Source organism: Spirosoma pulveris, from assembly GCF_054781875.1.
The window spans coordinates 96,491-121,564 of sequence record NZ_BAAGTO010000014.1 but is presented as its reverse complement, the minus strand read 5'-3'; the positions used below and the strand labels follow the sequence as shown (position 1 = coordinate 121,564).

Genomic DNA, 25,074 nt, shown 5'->3' with positions numbered 1-25,074 from the left:
GGAACGACTAGGCGGAGATTTTTTGGTTGAATTGGACATAACCAAGGGGATTTGAGTGAAACAATTTACTGAATTGTCTCTTCTCATTTTCATCCCATTTGTCCACTTTCATTTGACGACGTACACCAAACCAGCCTTTGTAATCGTTCGTAAGAGGCTTCCACAGAAGCGGGTTCATCAAACGGTTGTAGGTTCTGCAATCGATTATTTTCGTCCCATATATAAGCAATCAATGTGTTCTTCATCCGTTTGCTGGGTTACTAGTGGCTACTAGTATAAATGCCAAGTTAGATTTGGCATTAAGCCCTCAAAAAAGCCAATCCACCAATCCCGCTTAGACATCGATCGGTGGGTGAAATGAGTCAATCAAACATGCCAAATCTTTCTAATGAAAAGAGTAATTAAGTACCTGACAACAAATTGGTTGTTTGACAACGGTTCCTAAGAAATGGAAACCTGTGGGATAGGGATTGCCCGAGTCAGTGGCTATTACTTTTCTGGTTCCCTCATACTTGACATTTCAGAAAAACGGGCTTAGTAGGCAACAATAGACAAAGCTGTAAACAGCCGAAGCTCCCACTACGCTAAAAACCATTCCTTTGGGCAGAGACCTCATTCGACTTAAGCCGATAAGAAGGGGTTCACGCCAGAACGCCTTCGCTACCTTAAATCCCTCGAGAATGGCCACTCAGTTGAGCGTAGCGTTGCTGGGCTTGTTTGTAACGCATCAGTAAGTCAGTAAACACCTGGGAAAGTGGATACGGATCTTCTAAGGGAGACGAGTTGAGCTGCTCCTGGCGCAAACCGGACGACTCGTGGGCCTGGGCCAGCCGGCGATTTAGCATTAAGGAATGTCTTTGCAGCTGAGCCTGGAGATCGTCCAATTCCTCGATGAGCTTGGCCTTGTCTTGGTTATTCATGGTGAAACACGTTGAAGTGGAAGGATTACCGTTGATTACAGCTTCTGGTAGTTCAAGCAGGTGCTCCCATATATTAGTTTACACTTAACAAAAAACAGCAAATATGTTCTAGCTGTAATACACATAATTTAGTATAATATTTTATATAATAAGCGAAGGGGCTATAACGCTAAGCCAAATACAAGGCGCCTTTTCAATCCCCTCCTAACCCGTTTAGGCCAAAATTTCATCGACCATCAATTCTCGACTTGCCTACCCAGGAAATGAGCCGCTAATTTGTCAACTTGACAGGCCGATTTCTAGGGTGAGGACTACTCCTGGCGTTGGCCATCCTTCAACATGACCCCTCAATCCCAAGCGCTTTGCCAAACCCACCAGCTCGTGGAGAGTTTAGCCCATCCGCTTCGCCTAAAAATCGTCTGTTTACTCAACCAACAGGGTGAGCAGAGTTTAACCCAGCTGGCTACTCAGCTCCAGCGTAGCAAACCCTTGGTCTGGCTCCATCTGGGTAAATTGAAAACGAACGGTCTTGTCGCTTGCCGCTCTGAAGGCAACCGGCATCTGTACGCCCTGCCGGATAACCCGTTTACCAATTAACTTCGGGTCCGTTTGAACAACTTTGTCCAGCAGCTTATCTAGAATACTCCCTGGATCGGGCACGCCATCCACGGCGCCTGATCAGCCATCGCAACGTAGCTTGTCTCTCTGCTAGTAAGGACCGTAAGAATCACCTTAGCTGTATTCAATACGGCTTGATCTTATTATTTGTCAACCAATAATGAGATCGTTGCCGACCTGTGTACCAACCCGTAAGCGGCCGTTTGCTGGTTAACAAATCGGATAGCTTTTGTTGTAAGCCATCAGCCTTTCCTGTCGAGCTTCTAGCTGTAAAGACTTGATTAATCAAGTAGGTGAATTGCCTTGGCCTGCTGCTCAAATTCACTGACTTTTTCAATCGGTTGATGGTTGTCGTCCAGGGTTATTAATCTATATTGATCAATATGCCTGTTCTATCTGCCTTGCCCTTTGCTATGGTGATTTTCCCGATTGGGGCCGAATTACTATTCAACACGTTTTTAAGCGGGAAAGCCGAATGGCTCGATGAGGCCATGCCTCTGGTGTCGATGGTCGGAACTGGCTTTATCATAACCATCAGTACAGCCGCCGGGCAGAACAAGTTATTGATTAGTGGCCCTTCGCTGATTGGACTGATGCTGCGGCACAACCTACCCGGCTATTTTCTGGGCTACTGGTCAGCCCGGTTGTTCCATATGAACGAACGCGACTGCCGGACCATTGCCATTGAGGTGGACATGCCGAATGGGGGACTGGCCAACCAGATGGGTAAAGGGGCGACAGTTGGCCTGGCACCAGCCGCTTCAGGCCATTCATGTACATCACGGGCTTGATCCTAGCATCCTGATGGCACCGACATCCTCCCAAAGAGAAAATGCCAGAGTCCGAGCGACTCCTGGTTGATAATGTAAAGAGTGGAGTACTGTATATAAAAAATAAGCCGTTATTGCGGTTCGCTGTCTCTGCAGTCAGGAAGGGGCACTCACTGATTAATTAGCGCCTCACTCGTCGAGACAAAAATCGTTGACCTATGAAACGAAGAGAGATTCTAAAAGAATTAAGCCTACTGCCCCTGGCGGGTGGCCTGCTTAGCGGTACGGATGCCTTGGCGGAGGGAAACACCCCGACGAACTGGTTTTCAAAAACATCCGCTAATGTAACAGCCATAGCTGGCCCGTTGAAGGCGGGACCACAAATTTATCAATCCATTGGAGTAGAACCGATCATTAACTGCCGGGGCACATTTACAATTATTGGGGCATCCATGGAACTGCCCGAAGTAAAGGAAGCTATGGAATACGCCAGTCGGTACAACGTGCAGATTGATGAACTGGCGTTCGGTATTGGAAAGCGGCTGGCTGAAATCACGGGTGCCGAGTTGGGCCTGGTTTCGTCGGGCTGTGCTGCGGGCATGAATGAGGTAACCGCGGGTATTCTGGCGGGTGGGAACCCCGAAAAGCTCATCCGAATCCCCAACCTGGAGGGGTTCGAGAAAACCGAAGTGATCATTCCCCGGTCGTCCCGCAATGTGTATGACCATGCCATCCGTAATTGTGGCGTAACCATCGTCACCGTGAATAGCCTTGAGGAACTGGAAGAGGCTATCAGTCCCCGTACCGCCCTGATTTACATGATGCCGGGACAAGCGCCCTGGACTGTGCAGAATGTGGCAAAATTAGCCAAACCCCGGAAAGTGCCCATTCTGGTCGATGCGGCCGCCGAGCGGCTGACCATTCCGAATATACACCTCCAGGCGGGGGCTAGTGTGGTGGCCTATAGCGGCGGAAAAGTAATTCGCGGGCCACAGAGCGCCGGTTTGATGCTGGGTAATAAAGACATCCTGATGTCGGCCTGGCAAGCCAGCGCGCCGCATCATGGCCCCTGCCGCAATAACAAGATCGGACGGGAGGAGCAGATTGGGATGCTGGCGGCCGTGGAGGCATGGGCCATACGGGATCATCAGGCTGAAATGAATACCTGGGTAGCATGGCTGGAAACGATTTCCAAAAAAGTATCCGGTATCGATAGTGTGCAACTTGACCTGCGTAAACCGGCGGAAGGAGCACTCGACAACGCTACCCCAATGCTGACTATCAGCTGGAATGCGACAACGCTCAATATCACCGGTCAGGAAGTGGCCGACGAACTGGCAACGACTAAACCCCGGGTTGCCGTGGGTGTGGGTTCTGGCCGGGGGCCGTCTCCATCGGCCTCTGCCACGGCGACCACTTCGATTTCGATTGCCGCTTATATGATGGGCGCTGGCAACGAGATTATTGTCGCCCAGTGCGTTCACGAGATTCTGAGCCGGAAGCGTAGTCGCCCGGCTGTAGTGGCTGAAATGAAAGCCCCCGCTGCCGATATCAGTGGCCGATGGGAAGTCACGATCGAGTTTTACACCAGTACCAGTCAACACATGTTTATTGTTGAAAAACAAGACGGTAACTATTTGACCGGAACGCATAAAGGTGAGTTTGCCGACCGGGAATTACTGGGCAATATTGACGGCAATACGGTTCGCTTCCAAAGCCGCTACAACATACCCGGAGATAATGTAGTGATGACCTTTCATGGGAAACTAGTGGAGGATACAATCATCGGTGAGATCGATATGGTCGAGTATGTTACGGCGAAATTTACTGCCAAGAAAATAGCGTACTCAATGACTCGCCAGCGAATTAATGTACCCTCGGGCAGGCCGTTTTCGACTTAAATGAGAGCAAAGGAACAAATCCAGTGGCTGTGGCAACTATTAACACTACGGTTGCTACAGCCAAACTGGGATGGATACTTAACTTGCCCCTATAATTATTCTTTTTCTGCCGTTGGCTAACGTAAATCACTTCGATTAAGTTATTCAAACTGATTCGTCGATCCACTCTTCAGTTGATCAATAGCCTAGTTACCTTTTAGATTGAAGTGATATCCCGCTACCCCTCGAAGGAGAAGTCAAGGAATTATTCACTTCAGGCTTTGATTCTGCCCAGGCAGTCGCTAAGAGTTAGTTCGTGACTAATTAGGTGTAAGATCACAGTATGGAGTCCCAATAAACGCCCGATTTTAAAACCAGTTGTATGACGACAGCTCCGTTTCGAAAGGAAGCGGTTTTATAAAAAACTAATTTTGGTACTACCTGTCAAATTTGGTTAGTGGCATAAGGTCGGGACGGAATCAAGTTAGCCTACTTTCCGTTCGGTTCGGTTTTACGTCTTCCAATAACTTAGTCAACATCTATTTCCGGCGCTTACAAAACCAACGGATTCCCAATTCAGCCGGTTGCTTTCTGCTTCCCGTCAGTTACTCAGTCCCCCTTGGTGCACCGCTCGCTTACAGGTAGCTTTGATTATGTCAAATGCTAATTCTGCAACTATCATGAAATCAACCAATAATCAGTCGATTAGCCAGCGCTTAGTGATCTTCTTTGCCTTGTTAGTGAGCGTGAATGTAGGCACTATCCGGCTCGCTCAAGGGCAAACCTTTTCAGGTGAAGACCAGCTAAGGCCTGACCCCACTTTATTACCAGCCGTTATCTTCCCGATTAATCACTCAACAACGTTTCGCATCAATGTGATCAATCCGAGAGGGGGCGCCTTAACCATCACTATCCGGGATGACAAGGGTAGAATACACTACGCCGACGTTTCTTATCATACGCGCTTTGCGGGCCTTTTTGATCTCGCCCCTATGGGTGCAGGCACCTATACCTTTGAGCTTCGTAACCAGGTGGGACAAAACTTTACCCAAACCGTTCGAATTGAAACCCCCGTGCCCCATGGCCTGACATTAGATGATTCACTACCTAAAGGGCTTGACCAGGCTAAGCAAATTAGTTCAATTCGCCCTTGAACCCTTAAGGTCAGGGGACCCAATGGGCTTTTTGCATTGGGTCACTTGTTGGTCCCCAGGAGGGCCAGTACGCGGTAAGCCTCAACAAGACTTAGAGTTAGGTACCGCTTTGCCGTCTGGTAAAGTGTCAACCATACCTGTTGGATAGCAATAGGCTCGAGAAAGATAAGGCTGTCGAGTTGACAACGTCGCTTAAAGGTTAGATAACCCTGACCCGGTGAAAGCCAACGGATTGTGTTCTTTAAATTAATCCTATCGATCGAGAAACTGGCGGGGAGCTCAAGACTTTGTGGCCAGGTGGCCCAGGCTCATGTTGAGTAAGGCAGCCCTTAGCCAAGCCGAATGGTTTCCCTAATTTATCGTTACTTTGCCAAGTGGTTGATGAGCAAAGGTGAAATTTTTAATGAGCCTTTCCTATGCACTATTCGTTTACGCTTGTCAAATGTCTGGTCATACTACCCTTAGTGGTACTGGCCGGGGCTAGTTTTGCCCAGGCTCCAATCAAGTTTGAGCACCTGACCGTAAAAGATGGCCTTTCAGATAATAGAATCTGGAGCATGCTTCAGGACCGGAAGGGTTATTTATGGTTTGGAACCTTAGACGGCCTAAGTAAATACGACGGTTACAGCGTCATTACTTACAAGTACAGACCACATGATTCAACCTCTATTTCGCATAACATCATCTTCAAAATCTGGGAGGACGCACAAGGACTAATCTGGACCGGTACCGCGGAGAGTGGTCTCTGCAAATTTGACCCGGCTACCGAGCAATTTACTACCTATCGCCCGCCTCCGCCTATAGATCAGGCGGATCCAGCTCTACGGGCCGTCTCCGCCATCAATGAAGACCAGGAAGGACGAATCTGGGTTGGAACGTATGGCGGAGAACTGCGCCGTTTCGACAAAAAAACCGGCCTGTTTTCCCAAAAGTATGGGCTGAATTATGAACCGTCTGTTGATGAAAGTGCCCGGGGGATTGATGCAATTTTTACGATTTACAAAGACCGCACAAAAGCGCTTTGGTTTGGGAATAAGGCCGGAGTCCATAAGTTACTCCTGACACCCGGACCTGCCGGTGCGCCCGCCCAATGCCATTTTAAGCAGTACCACCATGACCCTTCCAGTTCAAACAGCTTGAGTGGCAATGTCATACTCTCCATTTATGAAGACAAAAAAGGTTTATTCTGGATTGGCTCGGAGCAACGCGGGCTGAATCGATTCGATCCCAAAACTGGGGTATTTACCCACTACCGGCATAATCCCAAAAATCCACATTCATTAAGCAGTGATTCTCTGTTTGAAGAGAGTGTCGTTGAAGACGCGCAGGAAACGATTTGGATCGGTACGCATAATGGACTCAACCGACTTAATGATGACCAAACCACTTTTACGCGCTATCAACATGACCCGACGGATGCCACCAGTTTAGGGAGTAACGTTGTCAGCAAAATACTAATGGATCGGGCAGGTAGCCTTTGGGTGGGTACGTTAAATGGCGTGAGCCGGATCGATCCGCATCCGCTGCCCTTCCGGTCAGCTACTGCCAGCCTCGCTCCACTTAATGCCTTACGTGGTTCGGTTGTGTCGGCTCTGTACGAAGATAAAACGGGAACCCTTTGGATCGTAACTGAAACAGGACTGGCTTCTTTTCATCAAAAATCAGGCCTGTTTACCCGCTATAAGTCAAGACCAGATTTTCAAATCAACTGGAGAGGATGCTCTGTTCTGGAAGACCGGAGTGCAACGTTTTGGATAGGTAGTGGCCATAAACTACTCCGATTTGATCGAAAAGCGGGCCAGTTTCTGACTTCAGCCAGTCAGCGACTAAGTAAATTGTTGGCGAACGATCTCGTACTGGCTCTTTACGAAGACTGCAAGGGCTTACTTTGGATAGGTTGCCAGCACATAACGCGTAGTTACGACGCAACAACGGGCCTCATCCAGGAGTATCGTCATGATCCTGCCAACCTGAATACGCTGGCTGACCACCAGGTAAATGCCATTCAGGAAGATAACCGGGGAAACCTTTGGTTCGGGCATGGCAGCAACGGGATTAGTAAATTGAATCGAAAAACCGGCACCATTACCCGCTTTCAGCATCGGGTTAACGATACCACCAGTTTCAGTTCCAATACGGTGCTTTGCATTTATCGGGATACAAAGGGCATTTTATGGTTTGGCACCTCCGCCGGCGGATTATGCCGCTTGAATGAGCAAAGCCAAACCTTTACCACGTTCACCGATCAACAGGGGTTAGCCAGCAATACCATCAGTGCGATTCTGGAAGATAACCAGGGGAATCTATGGCTCAGCACCAACGGGGGGCTTGCCCAATTTTGTCCCACAACCCACAAGTTTACCAACTACGATGCGCAGGACGGCCTACAAAGTAATCAGTTAACCCACGCCGCCGTTAAAGGGCGTGACGGAACAGTATACATAGGGAGTGACAACGGGCTTAACGCCTTTAAACCGCACGAAATCACTCCCAATCGGTACGTGCCACCCGTCGTGATTACCCGGTTCAGGCTATTCGATACGGTAGTACCGGGAAAACAGGAGGCTACTCAAATCGAGCTAACGTATCGGCAGAATTTTATTTCGTTCGAGTATGCAGCTCTCAATTACACCAACCCCCAAAAGAATCAGTACCGCTATAAACTGGAGGGTGTGGACGCGGACTGGGTGCAGGCCGGGACCCGACGGATGGCCAACTATACCGATTTGGATCCGGGTGAGTACGTCTTTCGGGTAAAGGGTAGTAACAACAATGGTGTTTGGAATGAACAGGGAACCACTATGCATATCATCATCCATCTGCCCTGGTGGCGTACCGGATGGTTTATATGCTTGGTCTTGAGCGTTGTGACCTGCCTGGTGTATGGCGGTCTACGCTACCGAGTCAAGCAAATCCGTTGGCAAGAAGCTAAAAGAGTAGAAGCCGAACAGCAAAAAGCAGACTTATCCCGTAAGCTATCGGAAATGAAAATGCAGGCCCTGAGGGCTCAGATGAACCCCCATTTCATCTTCAATAGCCTTAACTCGATCAATACCTTCATTCTTAAGAATGACCCCGATGCAGCCTCAGATTATTTAGCTAAATTCTCCCGGCTCATCCGGCTCATTTTACAAAACTCTAACTCGGCCACGATCACCCTGCAAAATGAGTTGGATGCCTTAGAGCTGTACCTGAAGCTGGAAGCGCTGCGGTTTCGGCAAAAGTTCAATTTTCATATTGACGTAGACCCCGATGTCGAAGCCGAGGATATTATTATTCCCTCCCTTTTGATTCAGCCTTACGTCGAAAATGCCATCTGGCACGGATTACTGCATAAAGAATCACTCGGTCATTTACGGATTAATTTGTACCTTGAAAATCAGCAATTGGTCTGTGTGATCGAGGACAATGGGATCGGCCGACAGCGGGCCGCCGAGCTGAAGAGCAAATCGGCTATTCGATCCAAGCCGCTAGGCATGCAAATAACGGCTAGCCGCATGGAGTTGATGAACGAACTTTATGGCAAACAAACGACCGTAACAATTGTGGATTTGGTAGATGCCGCCGGGCAGGCCAGGGGCACCCGCGTAATCCTAATGTTATCGCTATAAAAGAACGGACTTCACCCCCAGCTGATGATCAACGCGCTACTAATCGATGACGAAGAACATTGCCGGGAATCGCTGTCTATTCAGCTAGCCCGCTATACCCCCCAGGTAAGGCTGTTAGCCAGTTGTGGTTCAGGAGTCGAAGGATTAAAGGCCATTAATCAACTGCATCCTGATGTCGTGTTTTTAGATGTTGAAATGCCCCACATGAATGGCTTCGAACTGCTTGAGCAATGTCCTGCCATTGGGTTCAGGGTTATTTTCACCACCGGTTACGATACTTACGCCATCCAAGCGATCCGGTTCAGTGCCCTCGACTATCTACTCAAACCCATTGAAAAGGATGAACTCATCAAGGCCGTTGCTAAAATCAATGATACCCCCGCGCCGATGATTGATCAGCAATTGGGTATTTTGCGGGATAAACTGGAGTATAAACCAGTTAAACTGCAAAAGATCGCCTTACCCTCCCTGGAAGGCTTTAAAATGGTGCCTCTGGAAGCTATCTTGCGCTGTGAATCCACCAGTAACTACACCTATATTTTCCTCAAGAACAACCGAAAGCTATTGGTGTCGCGTACCCTAAAGGAGATTGAAGAGTTGCTGGATGGGCATTCGTTTCTGCGTGTACACCATTCGCATGTAGTAAATCTGAATGAAATTGAATGTTATGTGCGAGGCGAGGGGGGGTGTACCTGATTTTAAGCGATAATTCGGTGGTGCCCGTATCACGCAGCCGCAAGGAGGCGCTGTTGGCTATCTTTGGCTGAAGCACGCTTCAGCCAGGCTTCCCGGAGTGGAGTTTGTTCCAGAAAACATTAAGCCTGTATAGCTAACCGTCAACTTTGAATCGTGTATGCTACAAAATAGAGTTTATAGTTATCAGAATACAGTGTCACTTTAATCGCACCATTTCAGAAGCGGATGTAAGAATGACCTTTCGTCTCAAGCGGGAGGATTCGGAGAGACAAAGTAACCCGAATCGTTAGCCCGTTATTTCGCGCGTTGGCCAGCATAGACAATTTTAGACAACAGACCATTCCAACGCTTATCTACCGATTTCGGACTGTCTGTAAAAACAGTACTATGAAGACGCGCAATTGGCTTTTGATTGCCTTGGTTGGCCTGATGGGCTGTACCAAATCTACGCCAGATCCCCAAGTGGGTGAGGATACGACGGCTACCTTGAATGGAAAAGCCTGGAGTGGTTTTTCCACTGTCAGAAAAAACCCGAGTGACTCCTGTGGACTGAATTCCATTTATCTGAGTATTCAAAACAAGTTACCTTACCCTAGAGCGCGCTTACAAGCACCAGTCAATTGTATCGGTTATTGTGGGGATCAATCGCTTGTCTTCTCCCGAATTCCCTGGCGGTTGGCGTGTATAGGCTTTCCACTCATCAGCCTTGTTCCCTGAGCGCCAATCAAGTAGGGGTGGGCTTTACAACCTTGATTGGAGGGGATGTGATTCGAGATCAATATCAACCTGATTTAAGCAAGGCTGGCCTGCTTAAGATTACGAAGTATGACCCACAAGACGGTGAAATTGAAGGCACTTTCGACGTTACTTTGGTGAGAGACAATCGTTGGCAGCCAGTATCCGATGCCGCACAAAGCATTCATTTTCAAAATGGCTCGTTTAAAACGAGATTACCTTAACTGGTTAAGATACATTTCGAGTTCACGCTCGTAGACTGAGCTGGGGTGGCCGGTAATCTTGCCGGAGCGGTACTACGGGACAGATAGTAAAATCAGGATTTACTGAGATTAAGTCAACAATCATTTAAGGACTGGTTAGCTACCTATATTGTCGTACTTTACTTCCCAAAGTACGAAACGTGTAATTGGAGGCCCTACCCGCAATGGAGTTAGATCATATTTTTATATTTACTCATCAGGCACAACAGGTCGCTAGCACATTACAATCCTTTGGCTTGAGTGAAGGCACAGCCAATATCCACCCCGGACAAGGAACGGCTTGTCGGCGCTTCTTTTTCCAGAATGCGTACCTAGAATTAGCCTGGGTGATTAATATAGATGAAATTAAAAACCCAATGATCGAACGAACCAAATTATGGGAGCGATCACAATATAGCCTAACCCAGTTTTGTCCATTTGGCCTTTGTTTCCGAACCAACCAGCAACCTGAACAGGCTATTAACCTAATTTTTGAGGATGGCTGGCGATATCATTCCATTTATTTACCTGAAGGCCAATTTGCCAACGTTGCCTCAAATGAGGATTTTCCCGCTGAACCTATGCTCTTTGAGATGCCATTTTTTGGTCTGGCTCCCCATGACTACCCGGTAGAAAAGCAGCAACCATTAACGCATGCAACGGGATTCCAGCAACTGACGAAAGTAAACTTGACACTCCCCTCGCCAAACAACGACTTTTCTGCGGCACTCCGAAAGGTTCTTCAGGAAGGTGCGATTCAAGTATCAGTTGGCGAGACTTATTCAGCAACTTTAGAATTTGATGATGGTAGGCAAGGTGAATTGAAGGACTTTAATCCATTGATTCCATTACGGATTACCTGGTAGCCAGCCACAGAGCTGCTTCATAAACAACGGTTCCCTAGTTAGAAGTACTCACATTGCTGACCGTTGCTACACGGATCGGTTAAGGCACCCACGAGTCTGTGCAATGACTTGGCTATTTTTTAATGCGCCGGTCATAATTTCCTGTTTATCAACCGATAACTAAAGAAGGATAGGTAAGGGGTATTCCCTTTGGTAGCTTACAATTGTTTTTATATAAAGCCAACAATCATGAAAATACAATCAGCGATCAAGAGTGCCTTGGTTTTTACCCTGATCCTTACTTCAGCAAGCCTTCGTGCCCAAAACGCGACGGATTCAGTGTCCATTCAAAGTATCCTCCAGCAGGAAGACCAGGCGTGGAACAAGGGGGATGCCCCGGCCTACTCGCAGCCATTTTCCGCTGATGGTACCTTTACCAATATTGGAGGTATGTTCTTCAGAGGGCATAAAGCCTTTTTAGACCAGCACGATGTGATCTTCAAAAGCTTCTTTAAGAATACGGTCCTCAAACAAAAAATCGTATCCCTCAAATTTATCCGTTCCGATGTCGCCCTTTTAGAAACCTTATGTCAGGTATCGGGCTTTGCCAAAGAAGGTCTTCCTGCCAGACTTCAGCTAGACGCCAAGGGGCAACTCAATACCCGTTTATTACAGGTATTGGCTAAGGAGACAGGCGGTTGGAAAGTTGTTTCCTACCACAACGTCGATGTAAAACCAGGAACGCCTATTCCTGAATAAATGGCATAGCTACTCCCTGCAAGCTGATTGTGCTTGTAGGGAGCGGTAACACCCGGAATCAACTTCAGCGTGTAGCAGACAACAGCCTCGCCAACACCTACAATGATATTTGGGTTAGATTGTCCAATGGAACCTTTATCATTGGTGAGCCTATTTTTCAAAAGATGTAAAGTTGGGGTTGGAACAGTCAGCTACGTATGATATACAGGACTTCGCCTGACACGTTCACTTACCAAACTCACGCTAGTTAACTATCTCTTGAAACGCCCGAATTATAGATACTCACTCGTCTCATTTTGGAGCGTTTTTGCGAGACATTGACTTTTTTACTATCTGTCAGCTCCAGTTAGTAGAATAAGACCAAGCCGTTAGCGGTTTGACCAGACAGTAAGAAACCCTCTGAGTCCCGATGGGACTAATAAAGGCTACTCAGGCCCATCGGGTCGATAGCCTTGCCGAGTTTGCTTTAACCAGTTGATGGTACAGCAACGTGCGTCGTCGTCGAGCAATCGGTAACTCAATTTCTCCAGTGGTTAAATACACTCTGGATCGGTCAGAGAGAAGTTTGGCTTTATCAATATAACGACGATTGACCGCAAATTGACGGTGGCAGCGGACGAACTCAGTAGCGGGCAGTCTGGCTAGAACACTTTTCATCGTGTAAGGCACAAGGATGCGCAAACCAGCCCGCCATACCAGCCAGGTGTAGTTGACTGATCCTTCTAAAAGAACCAGGTCTCTCACGTTTCGTAGTTCTGCCTCAGCCCGCTGATGAATTCGAATTAGCGGCCAATCATCCATCTCACAGTTTATGTAGGTATAAAGCATTGTTTGGATGCTTGGTTTAATTCTATAGCTCTCGACTAGCCGACAGAAAGCTTTAACCTAACCTGGAGCTAGTCCAATCAGGGCGTTGACAAGGGGAGCCTAAAAGCCGCCTGCCAGGAAAAATTGTTGACCGGGATTGAAACAAGATCTCCCATGTATTGCCCTTTTGAGAGCAAGATGGCTAGGCAGTCGACCTCGACCGTCTTATGAAGGATTTTTTCGTAAGATACTAGCTTTTTGCGTTCGGTTAACGCCTATCCGTTATCGACGCCGACAGCCTGGCTCACACGACAACCCAACCGAAAAGCAAAATCCCTTCAGTAACCCTGAAGTAGACCGATCAACAACAGTGTCAACCCTGACTAACCAGCCCCAAGGTTGACTTGGTCAGGGAGACCAGGTGGCCATCCCTACTTGGAACCTAAATACCAAGCCGCTCCATGACCGCATTCAGTTCTTTCCTTAGCTCTTCGATGGACACCTCAGTGGCAGCCGCTGAGCCAGCCGCCTGTTTCGTCTTCGTCTCCAGTTGAGAAAGCCGGGTATCGAGTCTAATTTGGTAACCCAGAATGATCCCTAGCAGGGCAAGCGTTAGCAGCCGAAAGATGAACGGGCTAGTGGGTAAAGTTTTCTCCATAGTTTGCGGGCTAGTTAATGAACAGTATAGACAAAGCGGATTGTGGACCCCGCCCCAATAAGTTTAGGCCTTACCTACTGAACAAGGTATAGACCAGATCCTGGGTAGCCGTCAAACTGTACTGCCCCTCCCGTAGATGAAGCAGGTAGTAAGTTGGCTTAAGGGATGAGTTGCTCATTTCAGGTGTGTGCTAGTCTTGGGGGTAGCTAAAGGTTTTCATTAAATCAAGAGGCAGCCAAGCCGCTGGCCTGCTCACTGGTTAAGATCAGTTCTTAAGTTGGCTAGCAGTTGTTCAACAAACACCCTGTGCGACAGGTCATCGCTGGTGGGCACATGCCAATAGAAGCGGTCTTGATGGGTATCATAAAAACCCAGTACCTCATACTGCAGCCGACTCGTCGCGTGTTCGATAAAGCGGTTGACGTCGTGTATCGTGCTGACACCCGCTTTCCCGTAGATCAACTGGTTGGTATAAAGTACATAGTAGTTCCATTGAAAAGGACCGGATTCCATGGTTGAAAAGCAAGAGGGAGTAGGTAGCGCTCTTTCTGGTTGTGACTCAACAAGCCGGTCAAAAGTAACCGTCGGCTTAGGTTGGTAAGGCTACTTATTAAGATTTTTTGGTTACTATACTGTATTTTATGGTAACAGCAGTAGACAAAAAGGGGCGACACTAAAACACGAAGCCGCTTTTAGGTGGTGGACTTTACACTTCGACGCCATTAAATGCCCGATTCGGATCACTAAATTTTTCACTAAGCTTGGAAAAGAAAAGCGCCTGATCAACGTCGTATGCGACGGATAGCGTTTGACAGCTATTAAGACAAGCCGTCCAGTTAAACGCCCACTGATGACTGGTCAGTTGGTAAGCCTGGAGTAGGAAATCGTTTTGGCGATTGTCCCCCTCAAAAAACCAAACCCACCTATTGGTATCCACTTATTAACTATATCAAAGAGCTTACCATCTTGGGAATTGCTACGTTTACGCAAACTTATAGTACTCGACGATTCGTGTTCCAATGAAAGCTACCCTCACTTACCTCGTCCTACTCCTATCCGTTGCCTGTTCGTCACCCAACCAGGGAAGGGCAACCCAAAGCCCTAATTCCAGCAAGGCAGATTCAGCATCAGTCGCTAAAGCCAAGTCCTCGCCTGCTACAGAACCCCTGAAGATTCCGCTATTCAATGATGTGGCTAGGACCCAAAAAAAACTTGCTACAATTAGCAGGGGGGGCATGAGAAACTGGCATTACGATGGGTTAGGCTGGTCGGCTTCAAGTCTTTACGAGTTTGGTTCCCCTGGCATTGGCCAGCTCCGCAATACCCTCACGTTGTATCTTGAATCGTCGAGACAAAATGAGGTGCAGACCCTGAAAGTAAAAGTTAGTATACCAAATATGAACCAAAAATCGAGAGCCCTTACCCAGTATGCATCAACGGTAGAGAAGGCATTCAAGGCTATAGGAGAACCCATACCAGATGACCTGACGACTGCGTTGAGGCGGGGCAAACCCTATGCCAAAGAGACGCCAACGATGTCAATCGAGAATAGGCTCGAAGAGGGCCAGTACAATTCGTGGGTCTTGATTGTTTCTTCGTATTAACAGGGCCAGTCACAGGTCTATATGCTACAGATAGCGTTGGACAAATATTAAAACCAGCGTTTTTCTGGATTTTGATTTTTTATTAGCTGTCCAATTCGATTAGGAGCTTACCCGTCTACCTCAAATTCGTCATTCATCCCTAGAAAAAGCCCATTTTATCGGTTATATTGCTCTCCCTTTCCTTTTGTCATGGTCAACACCTGTATTGATTTTATCGTCTTTGAAGGTCCGTATTCCTACCGGAAGTGGGCTCTAGACTATGTGTATGGCATGCGCTTTAAGCAGGGCATTTGGCTATCGGTCAATTAGGGGTTCTTCGACAAGCCTATCAGACCAAGAAAAGCTAAGCCCTGCAGAATACCAGCGTAATTTGAGAATTCGAAATTTCCCTAGTTTACCCAATAGTTCTTGAAAAGATTAGCTCATGGGTCATTATAAAGCCAAGAATGGACGATTCGATGCACATCCTTTCGACAAATTGGTTGTCTTTGAAGTGGTAATTTGCTTAATCAAGTTGCCTATAAAACACTGTTTATATTAACTTTTCCGAGAAACGACATTTCCCGGAATTACATCAATACGGTTGGTTTTCGGTTCGTCTCCAACCAATAATGACAGATCAGTCCCAGTTGTTCTCGCAGTAGATCAAGCTCCATTGGCTTACCTAGAAATGAATTCGCTCCGGCTTCGTAGCAGTCATTAATTTCCTCAATGGATGCAGCAGCACTCATCATGACGATGGGAATTTTTCGGTAAGTTGGATGCGTCTTCAGATGAAGCAAGAGTTGGTGACCATCCAGGCCAGGCATGTGCCGATCCAAGACCATCAGATCCGGTAGTTGGTTTAATCGGGAAAGAGTTTCCAGGCAGCCGTTTCCATCGGCAAAGAGCGCCACGGAGTAGGTGGGAAAAAAGCGACTAAATACTTGCTGGAGGATGAGCCGGTAATCTGCCGCATCATCAACGATATAAATTTGAGGAGTTGAAACCATAGTAGCCGTACGATTAATTGAAGATTAATCGTACGGCTACCAAAAGGTTAGCTTGTTGATCCGTTTAGTTTTTCTTCTTACCGAACGGACAAAATCAAGGCCTTACCCTCACTAAACAGTTGTTAAAGCAGCGTAAAAGAGTAAGTCGAGGGAATGACCGCTATCAATCGAAATTTAAGCGCAGGCATGTGTCCCGATATATTTGGTTCGCTTAGCTTATCAAATTGCCTGCGTTCCAGGCTGACGTTAGGTTAAGTGAGAAACACGGCGTACATTTCCTGCCTGATGTGTCCCTACCCCGTTTGGTGAGCCAGTTTCGACTGGAATTTAAGCCGCTTGTCGATACTCAACTGGCGTCTCGAGTTGTGGTCATTAGGCAGTAAACAGGGTATTTCGTTTAATTAAACGATTGTCGGAAGGCCAGGGGGGATAAATTTGTTTTGCTTTTAAAGAGTTTGCTGAACGAGGGCGCATGCTCGAAGCCTAACGCATAGGCAATTTCACTAATCGATAAATCGGTGGTAGAGAGCTTCTCCTTGGCCCGCTCGATTAGCTTGTCATGGATATGGTGTTGCGTGCTCTGACCGGTTAGCAGTTTTAACAGAATGCTTAAGTAATTCGGCGATACATTCAACCTATCGGCGATGTAGGGTACCGTAGGCGGACCGTTGCGGGCTAGGGCATCGCTGTTGAAGTAGTCCGTCAAAATGGCCTCCAGGCGGTTGAGTAGTTGATGGTTGGTGATTTTGCGGGTAATAAATTGTCGCTGATAAAAGCGGTCTGAGTAGGTCAATAACAGCTCAACCAAATTGAGCATAACGCGTTGGCTAAACAGATCAATCCGGGCCTGGTATTCCTGCTCAATCTGGTGGATGATGCTGACCAACAGGCCCTCTTCTTTTTCCGATAGGTGCAGGGCTTCATGAACCGCGTAGCTAAAAAAGGCGTACTGGCGAATGGTTTTGGCCAGGGGCGTATGCCACAGGAAATCGGGGTGAATCAGGAGTAACCAACCCGCCGAGCTCCCGGGGGCATCCGTTTCGATGGCCAACACCTGACCGGGCGCCATAAACATCATGACGCCTTCGTCAAAATCGTAAGGCTGCTGACCGTATTTGAGCTTACCCGTTGAGACTCGTTTTAAGGCGATGGAATAAAAATTGCTGATCAGCGTGAGGGAGGCGGGTTCTGCCCGGTGGTTAAGGGCGTCAAAATTGATGACGCTGATTAACGGATGCTCGGGTTTGGGAAGCTCCCAAAACTGATGAAACGCTGAGATAGTATCTAGTTTATGCGGTTGGGCGTTTTTCATGAGGCAGCGATTACTGTTTCCTTCAGTACCGAACACAGTCAGCCGACTTTCGATTCACCGGCTGCCAATGGCGAATTAGCTGCGCGCATAGACAGCGGCAAATTCCCGGGCAAATTCGGCCAGCTTGACTTTACCCATCGTACGGGGTTTGTGTTGTTGGTAGTGTTCGCCCAGACGTCCGTTGTGGATGCTGGCTCCCAGTTCAACCAAACCAGTCGCTACGTGGGGCGGTATGCCGTTCTGCTCCAGAGCGTGCTGGGTTTGCTCGTCGGTGAACGTCATCCAGCGCAGATCCGGCTTACCAATGGCCGCGCCCAGGATACGGGCCGCTTCGTTAGCCGTATACTCCCCGCTGACGACATAACGCACCTCGTGGCCGTTGGCTGAGCGGACCAGTTCTTCGGCGGCAGCCGCGGCAATATCAACCGGAGCTACCATCGCTACTAGGTCATCATCCCCGTAATTGGTACCCATAAAGCCCGCCTGTTTGATCATATCCATAAAGGCGTATAAGTTGTAATACATGGACCCAGCCCGCAAGTGTGTGATGGCGACATCCATTCGTGTATTCAGTAACTGCTCGACATCATGGGAGCCAGCAATAAAGCCAGTGCCCTCGCTTAGATGGGCCCCCCAACTGCTCAGGTGAACGACCCGCTTGACGCCCGATTCTTTAACGGCCTGTACATAGCAACGCCCAATGCCCTGATAATAGGCCCGTGAATCGGGTAGGTGGAGGTTGGGGAGAATCATACAAAAGACCGCATCCGCTCCGGTAAACGTCGTCGTTAAGAAGTTAACATCTTCCAAAGATCCGATGGCTGGCGTAGCCCCCAACTCGTTGATGGCCGATTGCCTACCGGCCTGGCGACTAATGACCGTCACTTCATGCCCTTGCTGTACTAATTCGGTAGCCAGCGGCTGGCCAACATTGCCTAACGAACCGGTCATAATGATTTTCATAAAAGTTTCCGTTTTACTTAGGGTACAAAGTTGGTTGGACTGACCTACCCACCCGTAGCCAAATCTCAGGATGTTGTAGTTATTTCTTGACTGATCAGACGGGCTGTTATTGAGGTGTTAAGTAAACGGATCAATGGCGAGAAGGCCTATCCACAGATGTAAAGGGTTAGGCATTACACTTTCTGGAACAAGGCTGAAAAAATGGGTGCTTTAAAAAAAGTACGGCCCGGCCGGGCGGCCCGGTCCGCCGGTGCGGCATCGACAGCGGCTCCGACAAACCACGGTCTGGCCTGGGTCGGCACACCGATGGCGGTCGCGACTAGAAAATTTGTGTCTAAAACAAACGCCCGAATTCATGAGCAGATACATGAATACTTAATCGTTTCAACTGGGAGCTTATTGATAAACGTTTCCTCGTGTCACGCAGGAGCTATTTGTGAGAATTTATAAACCTTAGATCACAATTCAGAACCGTCGCCAAAACGTTTCTTGAGTTGTTGCTGGTCAACTTAGGTTGAAGAAGTATCTTTGTAAGCCTTGATTATCAAGGTTGTTGGAAATGAAATGGGACAAGAAAGGCCGCGCTTGAGCGCGGCCTTTCTTGTTAGATCAGAATTCTAAGTATGCCGCGAATAGAGCGTTTTAGGATAGCAACAAACTGTAGCAGCTAGCCTGACGTGTTGCATCTTAAACAAGCCAACAAACCCATTTGAAACATGATTGACCTGCCTTTTACCGTTTACTAAGGCAATTTCATTAGCTGGTACTTCACCAACTATATTTAAGTAAATGAAGGCTTGAACAGTTGTTCACTTTACCTTATCCGTTTCTAAAAAATCAGTCCACTGATCAACCGCTTTGCGCTTCTATTAAACGACATCCATGCTTAGACACGTACTTCTGCTTGGGGTTCTACTGACGGGTTTAGTCAGTCAAGCTCAGTCTACTGCCGACATCCAAAAAACTATTCAGGATTTAGAGCAGATTGGCGTTAAAGGCATTTTAACCGCCGATACCAGCTTACTGACCCAAATTTGGGCGCCTGAATTTATGGTCACTACCCCCCGCAATACCATTGCCCAGAATCGAGCGGCCGTGTTCAAAAATCAGAAGCAGGGCTTGATTGATTACAGCTCCTTTGAGCGCGTCATTGAACAGATGCAAGTCCAGGAGAACTTGGTCATTACCATGGGCTACGAGTTGTTTATAGCCAAGCATGACCTGCAGGAGGCCAAGGCCGGCCAACCGACCAAACGTCGGTTTACCAATATCTGGCTGAAAAAAAATGGGCAGTGGAAACAGATCGGCAGGCATGCCTCGATCATTTGTTCGCCCTAGCCTGCCTTATTGGTAACCTAGGGGCTTTGTTTCAGGCTGACTTATTCTGTAACCGCCAAGTTTAATAACTATGAACGCGTAGTAATCCAATAAAAGACCCCTTCTGAGTCGAGCCATCCTAAAATCGATAGGCTGAGGGTTTGTACACGGGCAAGGCTGCCGCTACTTCTTTGACTACCGATTAGTTGCCAGCCTAGGTGGAGGAGGTAGAAATAAGACCTCTTTGCGCACGTACGCCCGCCACTCTTTTCCATGCAGTTTGTCTAAGTAAGCAAAGACCACCTGGCTGTACTCGCGCAGACAACGATCGTCAACTGGCCTGACACAACCTAAGTCTTGATAGAGAAAACCAAATTGTTTTTCCATGATGGAATCGCTGGCCCGCCTAAGGGGTGCTATCCCGCCTGGCAGAAACAGTTTAGGTTTTCCGTTCGCCAGGTCCCCTTGTGCTGTAAGTCGGTTAAAGGCCGGACAAGGCTGGCGGGGTTGGCTACTGAGACCTTGAAGCAAGCAAAGGCTCAGCAAGACTAGGGTGGTTAATATCCTCATCATACGAGTATAGGATATAGGTAGGCTCACAAAAATTATTTCCTAAGGGAAGTTTGCCTACTTGCGTCTTCTTTCAGGTAGCTCATGAAGGCTGCTAGCAAAGAGGCAGTATACATTGGTAACTCGGGAATGAATTAATTTCATTAGGACTCGAAAACTCAAAAATCCGTTGGAATTAAATAATTACTAAAATCGCCCCAATTAACAGGCAGACCCGTGAAAGTCCATTCGTCTCAGGAGGGAGCCTTTAAAGAGATGAGCACTCCACTCGTATTTAACGTATAGTTTCGCTTTAGCAACAACCACTCAGCTTATGGAATCGATAACGCTTCTTCCCGACTGCCCCGGCAGTCGGCATGCACATCCGTCGTCCAAGTATCACCGGTAGGGTACTTGTAGTCATAAATGATACGGCCTCGTTCTGTGCTAAAAGAAACATACTGATTGGCTTCCAACCAGTCAGCATACAGCAATGGTCCTTTACTTAAGTTCGTGCTTTCTTCGTAAACGCGCACCATCACTCGTGTTCGTGCTTTTACGAAGCCTTTTTCCACGCCGATCGACCCGTCCCTCCGCCAGGCCGGGAGAACCAGCAGGCTATAAAGCAGGGCGATCAATACCCATCGATTTGTTTGCCGTTTGGTAGGCGTCCTCATGATGGCAGGGGCTATTGAAGCAGATTTGTATACATCCATGTATAACGTCAAATAGCGTACAGGGTTTGCCGCTTCTTATGCTAGGGATAGTAATTGACAGGCATTAAAATAAGCATTCCAGTTAAATGCCCCATTTTTGAAGCATATAGATGAACGCTCCTTCGTCTCATGCAGGAGCGTTTTTGTGCGACGCATATTTTTGAATACCTGTCAAGTAGTCCCGAACCGCGGGGCCGTCCGTCGGTGCGACCCCACTTGACAGATAGTAAGACAAGCCGTCCAGTTAAACGCCCACTGATGACTGGTCAGTTGATAAGCCTGGAGTAGGAAATCGTTTTGGCTATTGTCCCCCTCAAAAACCAAACCCACCTATTGGTATCCACTTATTAACTACCTCAAAGAGCTTACCATCTTGGGAATTGCTACGTTTACGCAAACTTATGTTGCTCGACGATTCGTGTTCCAATGAAAGCTACCCTCACTTACCTCGTCCTATTACTATCCGTTGCCTGTTCGTCACCCAACCAGGGAAGGGCAACGCAAAGCCCTGATTCCAGCAAGGCAGATTCAGCATCAGTCGCTAAAGCCAAGTCCTTGCCTGCTACAGAACCCCTGAAGATTCCGCTATTCAATGATGTGGCTAGGACCCAAAAAAAACTTGCTACAATTAGCAGGGGGGGCATGAGTAACTGGCATTACGATGGATTAGGCTGGTCGGCTTCAAGTCTTTACGAGTTTGGTTCCTCTGGCATTGGCCAGCTCCGCAATAACCTCACTTTGTATCTTGAATCGTCGAGGCAAAATGAGGTGCAGACCCTGAAAGTAAAGGTTAGTATACCAAATATGAACCAAAAATCGAGAGCCCTTACCCAGTATGCATCAACGGTAGAGAAGGCATTTAAGGCTATAGGAGAACCCATACCGGATGACCTGACGACTGCGTTGAGGCGGGGCAAACCCTATGCCAAAGAGACGCCAACGATGTCAATCGAGAATAGGCTCGAAGACGGCCAGTACAATTCGTGGGTATTGATTGTTTCTTCGTATTAACAGGGCCATTCATGGGTCTGTATGCTACGGATAGCGTTGGACAAATATTAAAACCAGCGTTTTTGTGAGACTGTTGGGTATAACCAAACAAAGAGGTGGCTAGACACTATCGGCAAATTTCCGACCACAGCGGTGGGCCGCATGTATCTAAAAGATAAATGATGTTATTTAACACAAGAAAGGTGTGCTGAAATAATCACTCAATTATCGATTTACACAGAGCGGGCAATCTTCTCCAACACCCGGTAGCTATCACCAAATTTGCATAGCGCATCACAATGGGTCCGAAGCTCAGACATGAGCATGTAGCGAATAGGGGTATTCGTTTGCTTAATTGATGGACGGGTTAACTGAATTTCAACTTCTTTCCGACGGCTGTCAGGGACAACTAAATAGAGCGTAGTGGCATGATCGGGTAGCGAGCAGACTAAATCCGTCAATCGTAAAATGCCAGAGTAAATAGAGGTACTTTTCTCTACTTCGAAGGCACAAATAATTCGACCGGTGCCTTTTTCTAACCAGACAATGTCAATTAGGCCGATCGTCTGGCTCGTTTCAGCCGAGACAGGTAGGGGAGGAAGAGCAGGTAAACTCAGGAAGGAAAACGAATGTCCGTTATAGTGACGGGACATGTCATTTCGGGCAGCGGCCACGTCGTACCCCAGAGCTCGACCAATGGTTAGCAGGTGATACTGCATCTCGCTATGCGTATGTTCTTCCTGTTGTTCATCTACCACACCTTTGTGGCGTTTTTCTATTTGTTTCTGAAGCTTTTCCCGATCAACGGCCGGTTGATCGGCCAGTCCCGGCACCAGCAGGTTACCCGCTCCCACCTCGAATAACAAACCCGCCAGGGCACCCAGGTCGTTTGACAGCACAGACCGGTACTCGTTGTTTACCGTCAGCATCTTTTCGCGGATGGCTAGGTATTCCGACCACGATCCTAGTTTCCGACGCTCATTAAAGAGTCGGTTATAGCCATTAATGATCGCCGTATTAAAAGGGGGGACCCAGGTTGGGTGCAAGAAATAAAGAATACTGGCTACGGCCGGCCCTAGGCCTTTGATCTTGTGCGCATCCAGTTTGTGAATTTCGTTGACGATGGTTTCGGGTTTGGTGGCCTTCAGGCAGCATTCCAGAAACTGGCCAAAGTATCGCTTGTGGTCCTGATTCTCATAAATATCTGGAATACGCAGCTTTGGTTTCCAGTAGAAAGGGTGCGACGCGCCTTCAAATACCTGTTTCTGCTCGGTAATGCAGGTAAGCACAAACTCAAGAGAACTGCCTTTGAAATCGTTGGGAAACGAACCGTCTTTAATGTCACTGATGACTTGTAAGACGCCACGCCGAATCGAGCGAAAGGCTTTCAGGCGGTCTTCATTGTGCAGAAACCAACTTTGGTAAATCAGATTCGGGTTTTGTCTGTAGTCGTCAATCAGGCGGGTAAAGGAGTCAGCAAGCATGATAGGGGGTAAAGCAACAAGTCAGGTGACTAAGTTGATGGATGAAAGGCAGATAAACAAGTGACTGCAACTAAATCGAATGACAATATGCTATTTGGATCCGTAAATTCTATAAGTCTAAAGGGGTAATCTTGTAAAAACTCAGGTCAATAACCACAAGTTATGTAGAGGAACAAACGCATATCTCAACGCAATGAAAAGTAACGTATTTAAACTAGCTGGCTTCTTCGTACTGATAGTGGGAGCTATGACCGCCTGTACTAAAAATAGTGAGGGTATAACACCACAGGAACATGATGCCAATGTTTATCAGCAGATCATGCATGCGAACATGACGCAGATGAATGCTATGAAAATGACAGGAGATGCCGATCATGACTTCGCGATGATGATGCAAATGCACCACCAGGGTGCCATTGACATGGCTAATCAGGAACTCAAGAGTGGTACTGATCAACCTATAAAAACGATGGCACAAAACATTGTTACTTCCCAGACGGCAGAAAAAGCCCAATTTGCCCAGTTTCTTAGCAGCCACCAGCCAATGGCATCAGCGGCTGGTCAGTCCTTCGATATGATGGCTATGCAGGATATGGATAAAATGATGAAAGCGCAGGATACCCGTATCCTGACGGGCCGGTCCGATGTAGACTTTGTTGCGCTCATGATCGATCACCATCAGAGTGCTCTCGATATGGCACAGACTGAATTAAACTACGGTACGGTTGAGAGCATGCGTCAGATGGCTCAGAAAATCATTGCTGAGCAAAAGGCCGAAATTAGTCAGTTTCAGGATTGGCTTATCACCAACAAGCCCTATTGAGGAGTTGTGATGTATCATTTATCTCTAACTAACGAAAACGGATGAAAACGAATAAATTCATTGCAGCGGGACTGGGTGTGGCACTCCTGCTCACTCAACCAACGCTGGCTCAGAATCCTGGCAATGCCATGATGAAGTCCATGCAATCGGGCATGAATCAGATGATGAGCATGAAAATGACCGGCGATCCCGATCATGACTTCGCCATGATGCTTAAGATGCATCATCAATCAGCCGTAGAAATGGCTGATTTAGAGATTAAGCAGGGTAAAAATGCTCAGGTAAGAAAAATGGCTACCCAGATTAAAGCAGCTAATCAAAAAGAGATAGGAGAATTGACGCAGTTTATGAGTAGCCACAAACCTCAATCATCTTCGTCCAAGTTAGGACAAGAAGGGATGAAAATGATGCATAGTGGTACCCACTCCATGAACGGCAATGTTGACCACGACTTTGCCAGTATGATGGCCCAGCATCACCAGCAGGGCGTTGATATGGCCCGTGCATTTTTGAAGGAAGGGAAGACGGAGAGAATGAAGGCAATGGCCAATAACGTTATCAAGGTGCAGACTAAAGAGATTGGCGAATTAAAGCGGCTTGAAGCAAGTCTGAAGGGTTGATCAACGCGA

At 47.6% G+C, this 25,074-nt stretch carries 24 protein-coding genes; 14 read left to right on the top strand and 10 right to left on the bottom strand.

Going from position 1 to position 25,074, the window contains the following annotated elements:
• Positions 1-665 precede the first annotated feature (665 nt).
• Positions 666-920 carry a hypothetical protein gene (locus ACYVJM_RS28390; protein WP_461151553.1) on the bottom strand — a complete coding sequence of 85 codons (255 nt, stop codon included), beginning with the start codon at positions 918-920 and terminating at the stop codon, positions 666-668.
• A 339-nt stretch (positions 921-1,259) separates the two neighbouring features.
• Between ACYVJM_RS28390 and ACYVJM_RS28385 the strand changes: the two genes are divergently transcribed.
• The 9 genes from ACYVJM_RS28385 (at position 1,260) to ACYVJM_RS28345 (ending at position 12,230) form a co-directional block, all read left to right on the top strand.
• A complete protein-coding gene (locus ACYVJM_RS28385; protein WP_461151552.1) occupies positions 1,260-1,517 on the top strand; it encodes a winged helix-turn-helix domain-containing protein in 258 nt (85 codons plus the stop codon).
• Between the two features lie 404 nt (positions 1,518-1,921).
• Positions 1,922-2,329, top strand: coding sequence for a bile acid:sodium symporter family protein (locus ACYVJM_RS28380; RefSeq protein ID WP_461151551.1), 408 nt, complete (start codon positions 1,922-1,924; stop codon positions 2,327-2,329).
• A 197-nt stretch (positions 2,330-2,526) separates the two neighbouring features.
• Positions 2,527-4,209 carry a selenocysteine synthase gene (locus ACYVJM_RS28375; protein WP_461151550.1) on the top strand — a complete coding sequence of 561 codons (1,683 nt, stop codon included), beginning with the start codon at positions 2,527-2,529 and terminating at the stop codon, positions 4,207-4,209.
• Positions 4,210-4,868: 659 nt separating this feature from the next.
• Positions 4,869-5,342, top strand: a complete 474-nt coding sequence (locus tag ACYVJM_RS28370; protein WP_461151549.1) for a hypothetical protein — start codon at positions 4,869-4,871, stop codon at positions 5,340-5,342.
• Between the two features lie 416 nt (positions 5,343-5,758).
• Positions 5,759-8,953: a two-component regulator propeller domain-containing protein gene (locus tag ACYVJM_RS28365; protein WP_461151548.1), complete on the top strand. Its 3,195-nt coding sequence runs from the start codon at positions 5,759-5,761 to the stop codon at positions 8,951-8,953.
• Between the two features lie 24 nt (positions 8,954-8,977).
• Positions 8,978-9,649 (top strand): LytR/AlgR family response regulator transcription factor, encoded by a 672-nt coding sequence (locus ACYVJM_RS28360; protein WP_461151547.1) that lies wholly within the window; start codon positions 8,978-8,980, stop codon positions 9,647-9,649.
• Between the two features lie 734 nt (positions 9,650-10,383).
• Positions 10,384-10,608, top strand: coding sequence for a hypothetical protein (locus ACYVJM_RS28355; protein ID WP_461151546.1), 225 nt, complete (start codon positions 10,384-10,386; stop codon positions 10,606-10,608).
• Positions 10,609-10,811: 203 nt separating this feature from the next.
• Entirely contained in the window at positions 10,812-11,492 is a 681-nt protein-coding gene (locus ACYVJM_RS28350; RefSeq protein WP_461151545.1) for a VOC family protein, read from the top strand.
• Between the two features lie 228 nt (positions 11,493-11,720).
• Positions 11,721-12,230, top strand: a complete 510-nt coding sequence (locus tag ACYVJM_RS28345; RefSeq protein ID WP_461151544.1) for an SgcJ/EcaC family oxidoreductase — start codon at positions 11,721-11,723, stop codon at positions 12,228-12,230.
• Positions 12,231-12,659: 429 nt separating this feature from the next.
• Here ACYVJM_RS28345 and ACYVJM_RS28340 read toward each other — a convergent pair whose 3' ends face one another.
• The 3 genes from ACYVJM_RS28340 to ACYVJM_RS28330 form a co-directional block, all read right to left on the bottom strand.
• Positions 12,660-13,031: a LytR/AlgR family response regulator transcription factor gene (locus tag ACYVJM_RS28340; protein ID WP_461151557.1), complete on the bottom strand. Its 372-nt coding sequence runs from the start codon at positions 13,029-13,031 to the stop codon at positions 12,660-12,662.
• A gap of 448 nt (positions 13,032-13,479) precedes the next feature.
• Complete coding sequence (locus ACYVJM_RS28335; RefSeq protein WP_461151543.1) at positions 13,480-13,695, bottom strand: hypothetical protein; 216 nt, start codon at positions 13,693-13,695, stop codon at positions 13,480-13,482.
• Between the two features lie 252 nt (positions 13,696-13,947).
• The gene (locus tag ACYVJM_RS28330) at positions 13,948-14,208 is read right to left on the bottom strand and encodes a hypothetical protein (protein WP_461151542.1); all 261 of its coding nucleotides are present in this window, start codon (positions 14,206-14,208) and stop codon (positions 13,948-13,950) included.
• 722 nt (positions 14,209-14,930) lie between these two features.
• Here ACYVJM_RS28330 and ACYVJM_RS28325 point away from each other — a divergent pair.
• Positions 14,931-15,299, top strand: a complete 369-nt coding sequence (locus ACYVJM_RS28325) for a hypothetical protein (RefSeq protein WP_461151541.1) — start codon at positions 14,931-14,933, stop codon at positions 15,297-15,299.
• A gap of 569 nt (positions 15,300-15,868) precedes the next feature.
• On the opposite strand, the gene ACYVJM_RS28320 is transcribed toward ACYVJM_RS28325, so the two are convergent.
• The 3 genes from ACYVJM_RS28320 to ACYVJM_RS28310 form a co-directional block, all read right to left on the bottom strand.
• Positions 15,869-16,291 (bottom strand): response regulator, encoded by a 423-nt coding sequence (locus tag ACYVJM_RS28320; RefSeq protein WP_461151540.1) that lies wholly within the window; start codon positions 16,289-16,291, stop codon positions 15,869-15,871.
• 397 nt (positions 16,292-16,688) lie between these two features.
• Positions 16,689-17,603, bottom strand: coding sequence for a helix-turn-helix domain-containing protein (locus tag ACYVJM_RS28315; protein WP_461151539.1), 915 nt, complete (start codon positions 17,601-17,603; stop codon positions 16,689-16,691).
• 75 nt (positions 17,604-17,678) lie between these two features.
• Positions 17,679-18,566, bottom strand: coding sequence for an NAD(P)H-binding protein (locus ACYVJM_RS28310; protein WP_461151538.1), 888 nt, complete (start codon positions 18,564-18,566; stop codon positions 17,679-17,681).
• 882 nt (positions 18,567-19,448) lie between these two features.
• On the opposite strand from ACYVJM_RS28310, the gene ACYVJM_RS28305 reads away from it, so the two are divergent.
• Positions 19,449-19,904 carry a nuclear transport factor 2 family protein gene (locus ACYVJM_RS28305; RefSeq protein WP_461151537.1) on the top strand — a complete coding sequence of 152 codons (456 nt, stop codon included), beginning with the start codon at positions 19,449-19,451 and terminating at the stop codon, positions 19,902-19,904.
• A gap of 174 nt (positions 19,905-20,078) precedes the next feature.
• Here the strand turns inward: ACYVJM_RS28305 and ACYVJM_RS28300 are convergent, their stop codons facing one another.
• Positions 20,079-20,453: an FEKKY domain-containing protein gene (locus tag ACYVJM_RS28300; RefSeq protein WP_461151556.1), complete on the bottom strand. Its 375-nt coding sequence runs from the start codon at positions 20,451-20,453 to the stop codon at positions 20,079-20,081.
• Positions 20,454-20,764: 311 nt separating this feature from the next.
• On the bottom strand, positions 20,765-21,109 hold the full coding sequence (locus ACYVJM_RS28295) for a hypothetical protein (protein WP_461151536.1): 345 nt from the start codon (positions 21,107-21,109) through the stop codon (positions 20,765-20,767).
• A 465-nt stretch (positions 21,110-21,574) separates the two neighbouring features.
• Here ACYVJM_RS28295 and ACYVJM_RS28290 point away from each other — a divergent pair, with 465 nt between their 5' ends.
• Entirely contained in the window at positions 21,575-22,159 is a 585-nt protein-coding gene (locus tag ACYVJM_RS28290) for a hypothetical protein (protein ID WP_461151535.1), read from the top strand.
• Between the two features lie 212 nt (positions 22,160-22,371).
• Here the strand turns inward: ACYVJM_RS28290 and ACYVJM_RS28285 are convergent, their stop codons facing one another.
• A complete protein-coding gene (locus tag ACYVJM_RS28285) occupies positions 22,372-23,622 on the bottom strand; it encodes a hypothetical protein (protein WP_297369536.1) in 1,251 nt (416 codons plus the stop codon).
• A gap of 193 nt (positions 23,623-23,815) precedes the next feature.
• On the opposite strand from ACYVJM_RS28285, the gene ACYVJM_RS28280 reads away from it, so the two are divergent.
• Both ACYVJM_RS28280 and ACYVJM_RS28275 read left to right on the top strand, forming a co-directional pair.
• Positions 23,816-24,445 carry a DUF305 domain-containing protein gene (locus tag ACYVJM_RS28280; RefSeq protein WP_293691132.1) on the top strand — a complete coding sequence of 210 codons (630 nt, stop codon included), beginning with the start codon at positions 23,816-23,818 and terminating at the stop codon, positions 24,443-24,445.
• Positions 24,446-24,486: 41 nt separating this feature from the next.
• Positions 24,487-25,065, top strand: a complete 579-nt coding sequence (locus ACYVJM_RS28275; protein ID WP_460963700.1) for a DUF305 domain-containing protein — start codon at positions 24,487-24,489, stop codon at positions 25,063-25,065.
• Positions 25,066-25,074: the final 9 nt, after the last annotated feature.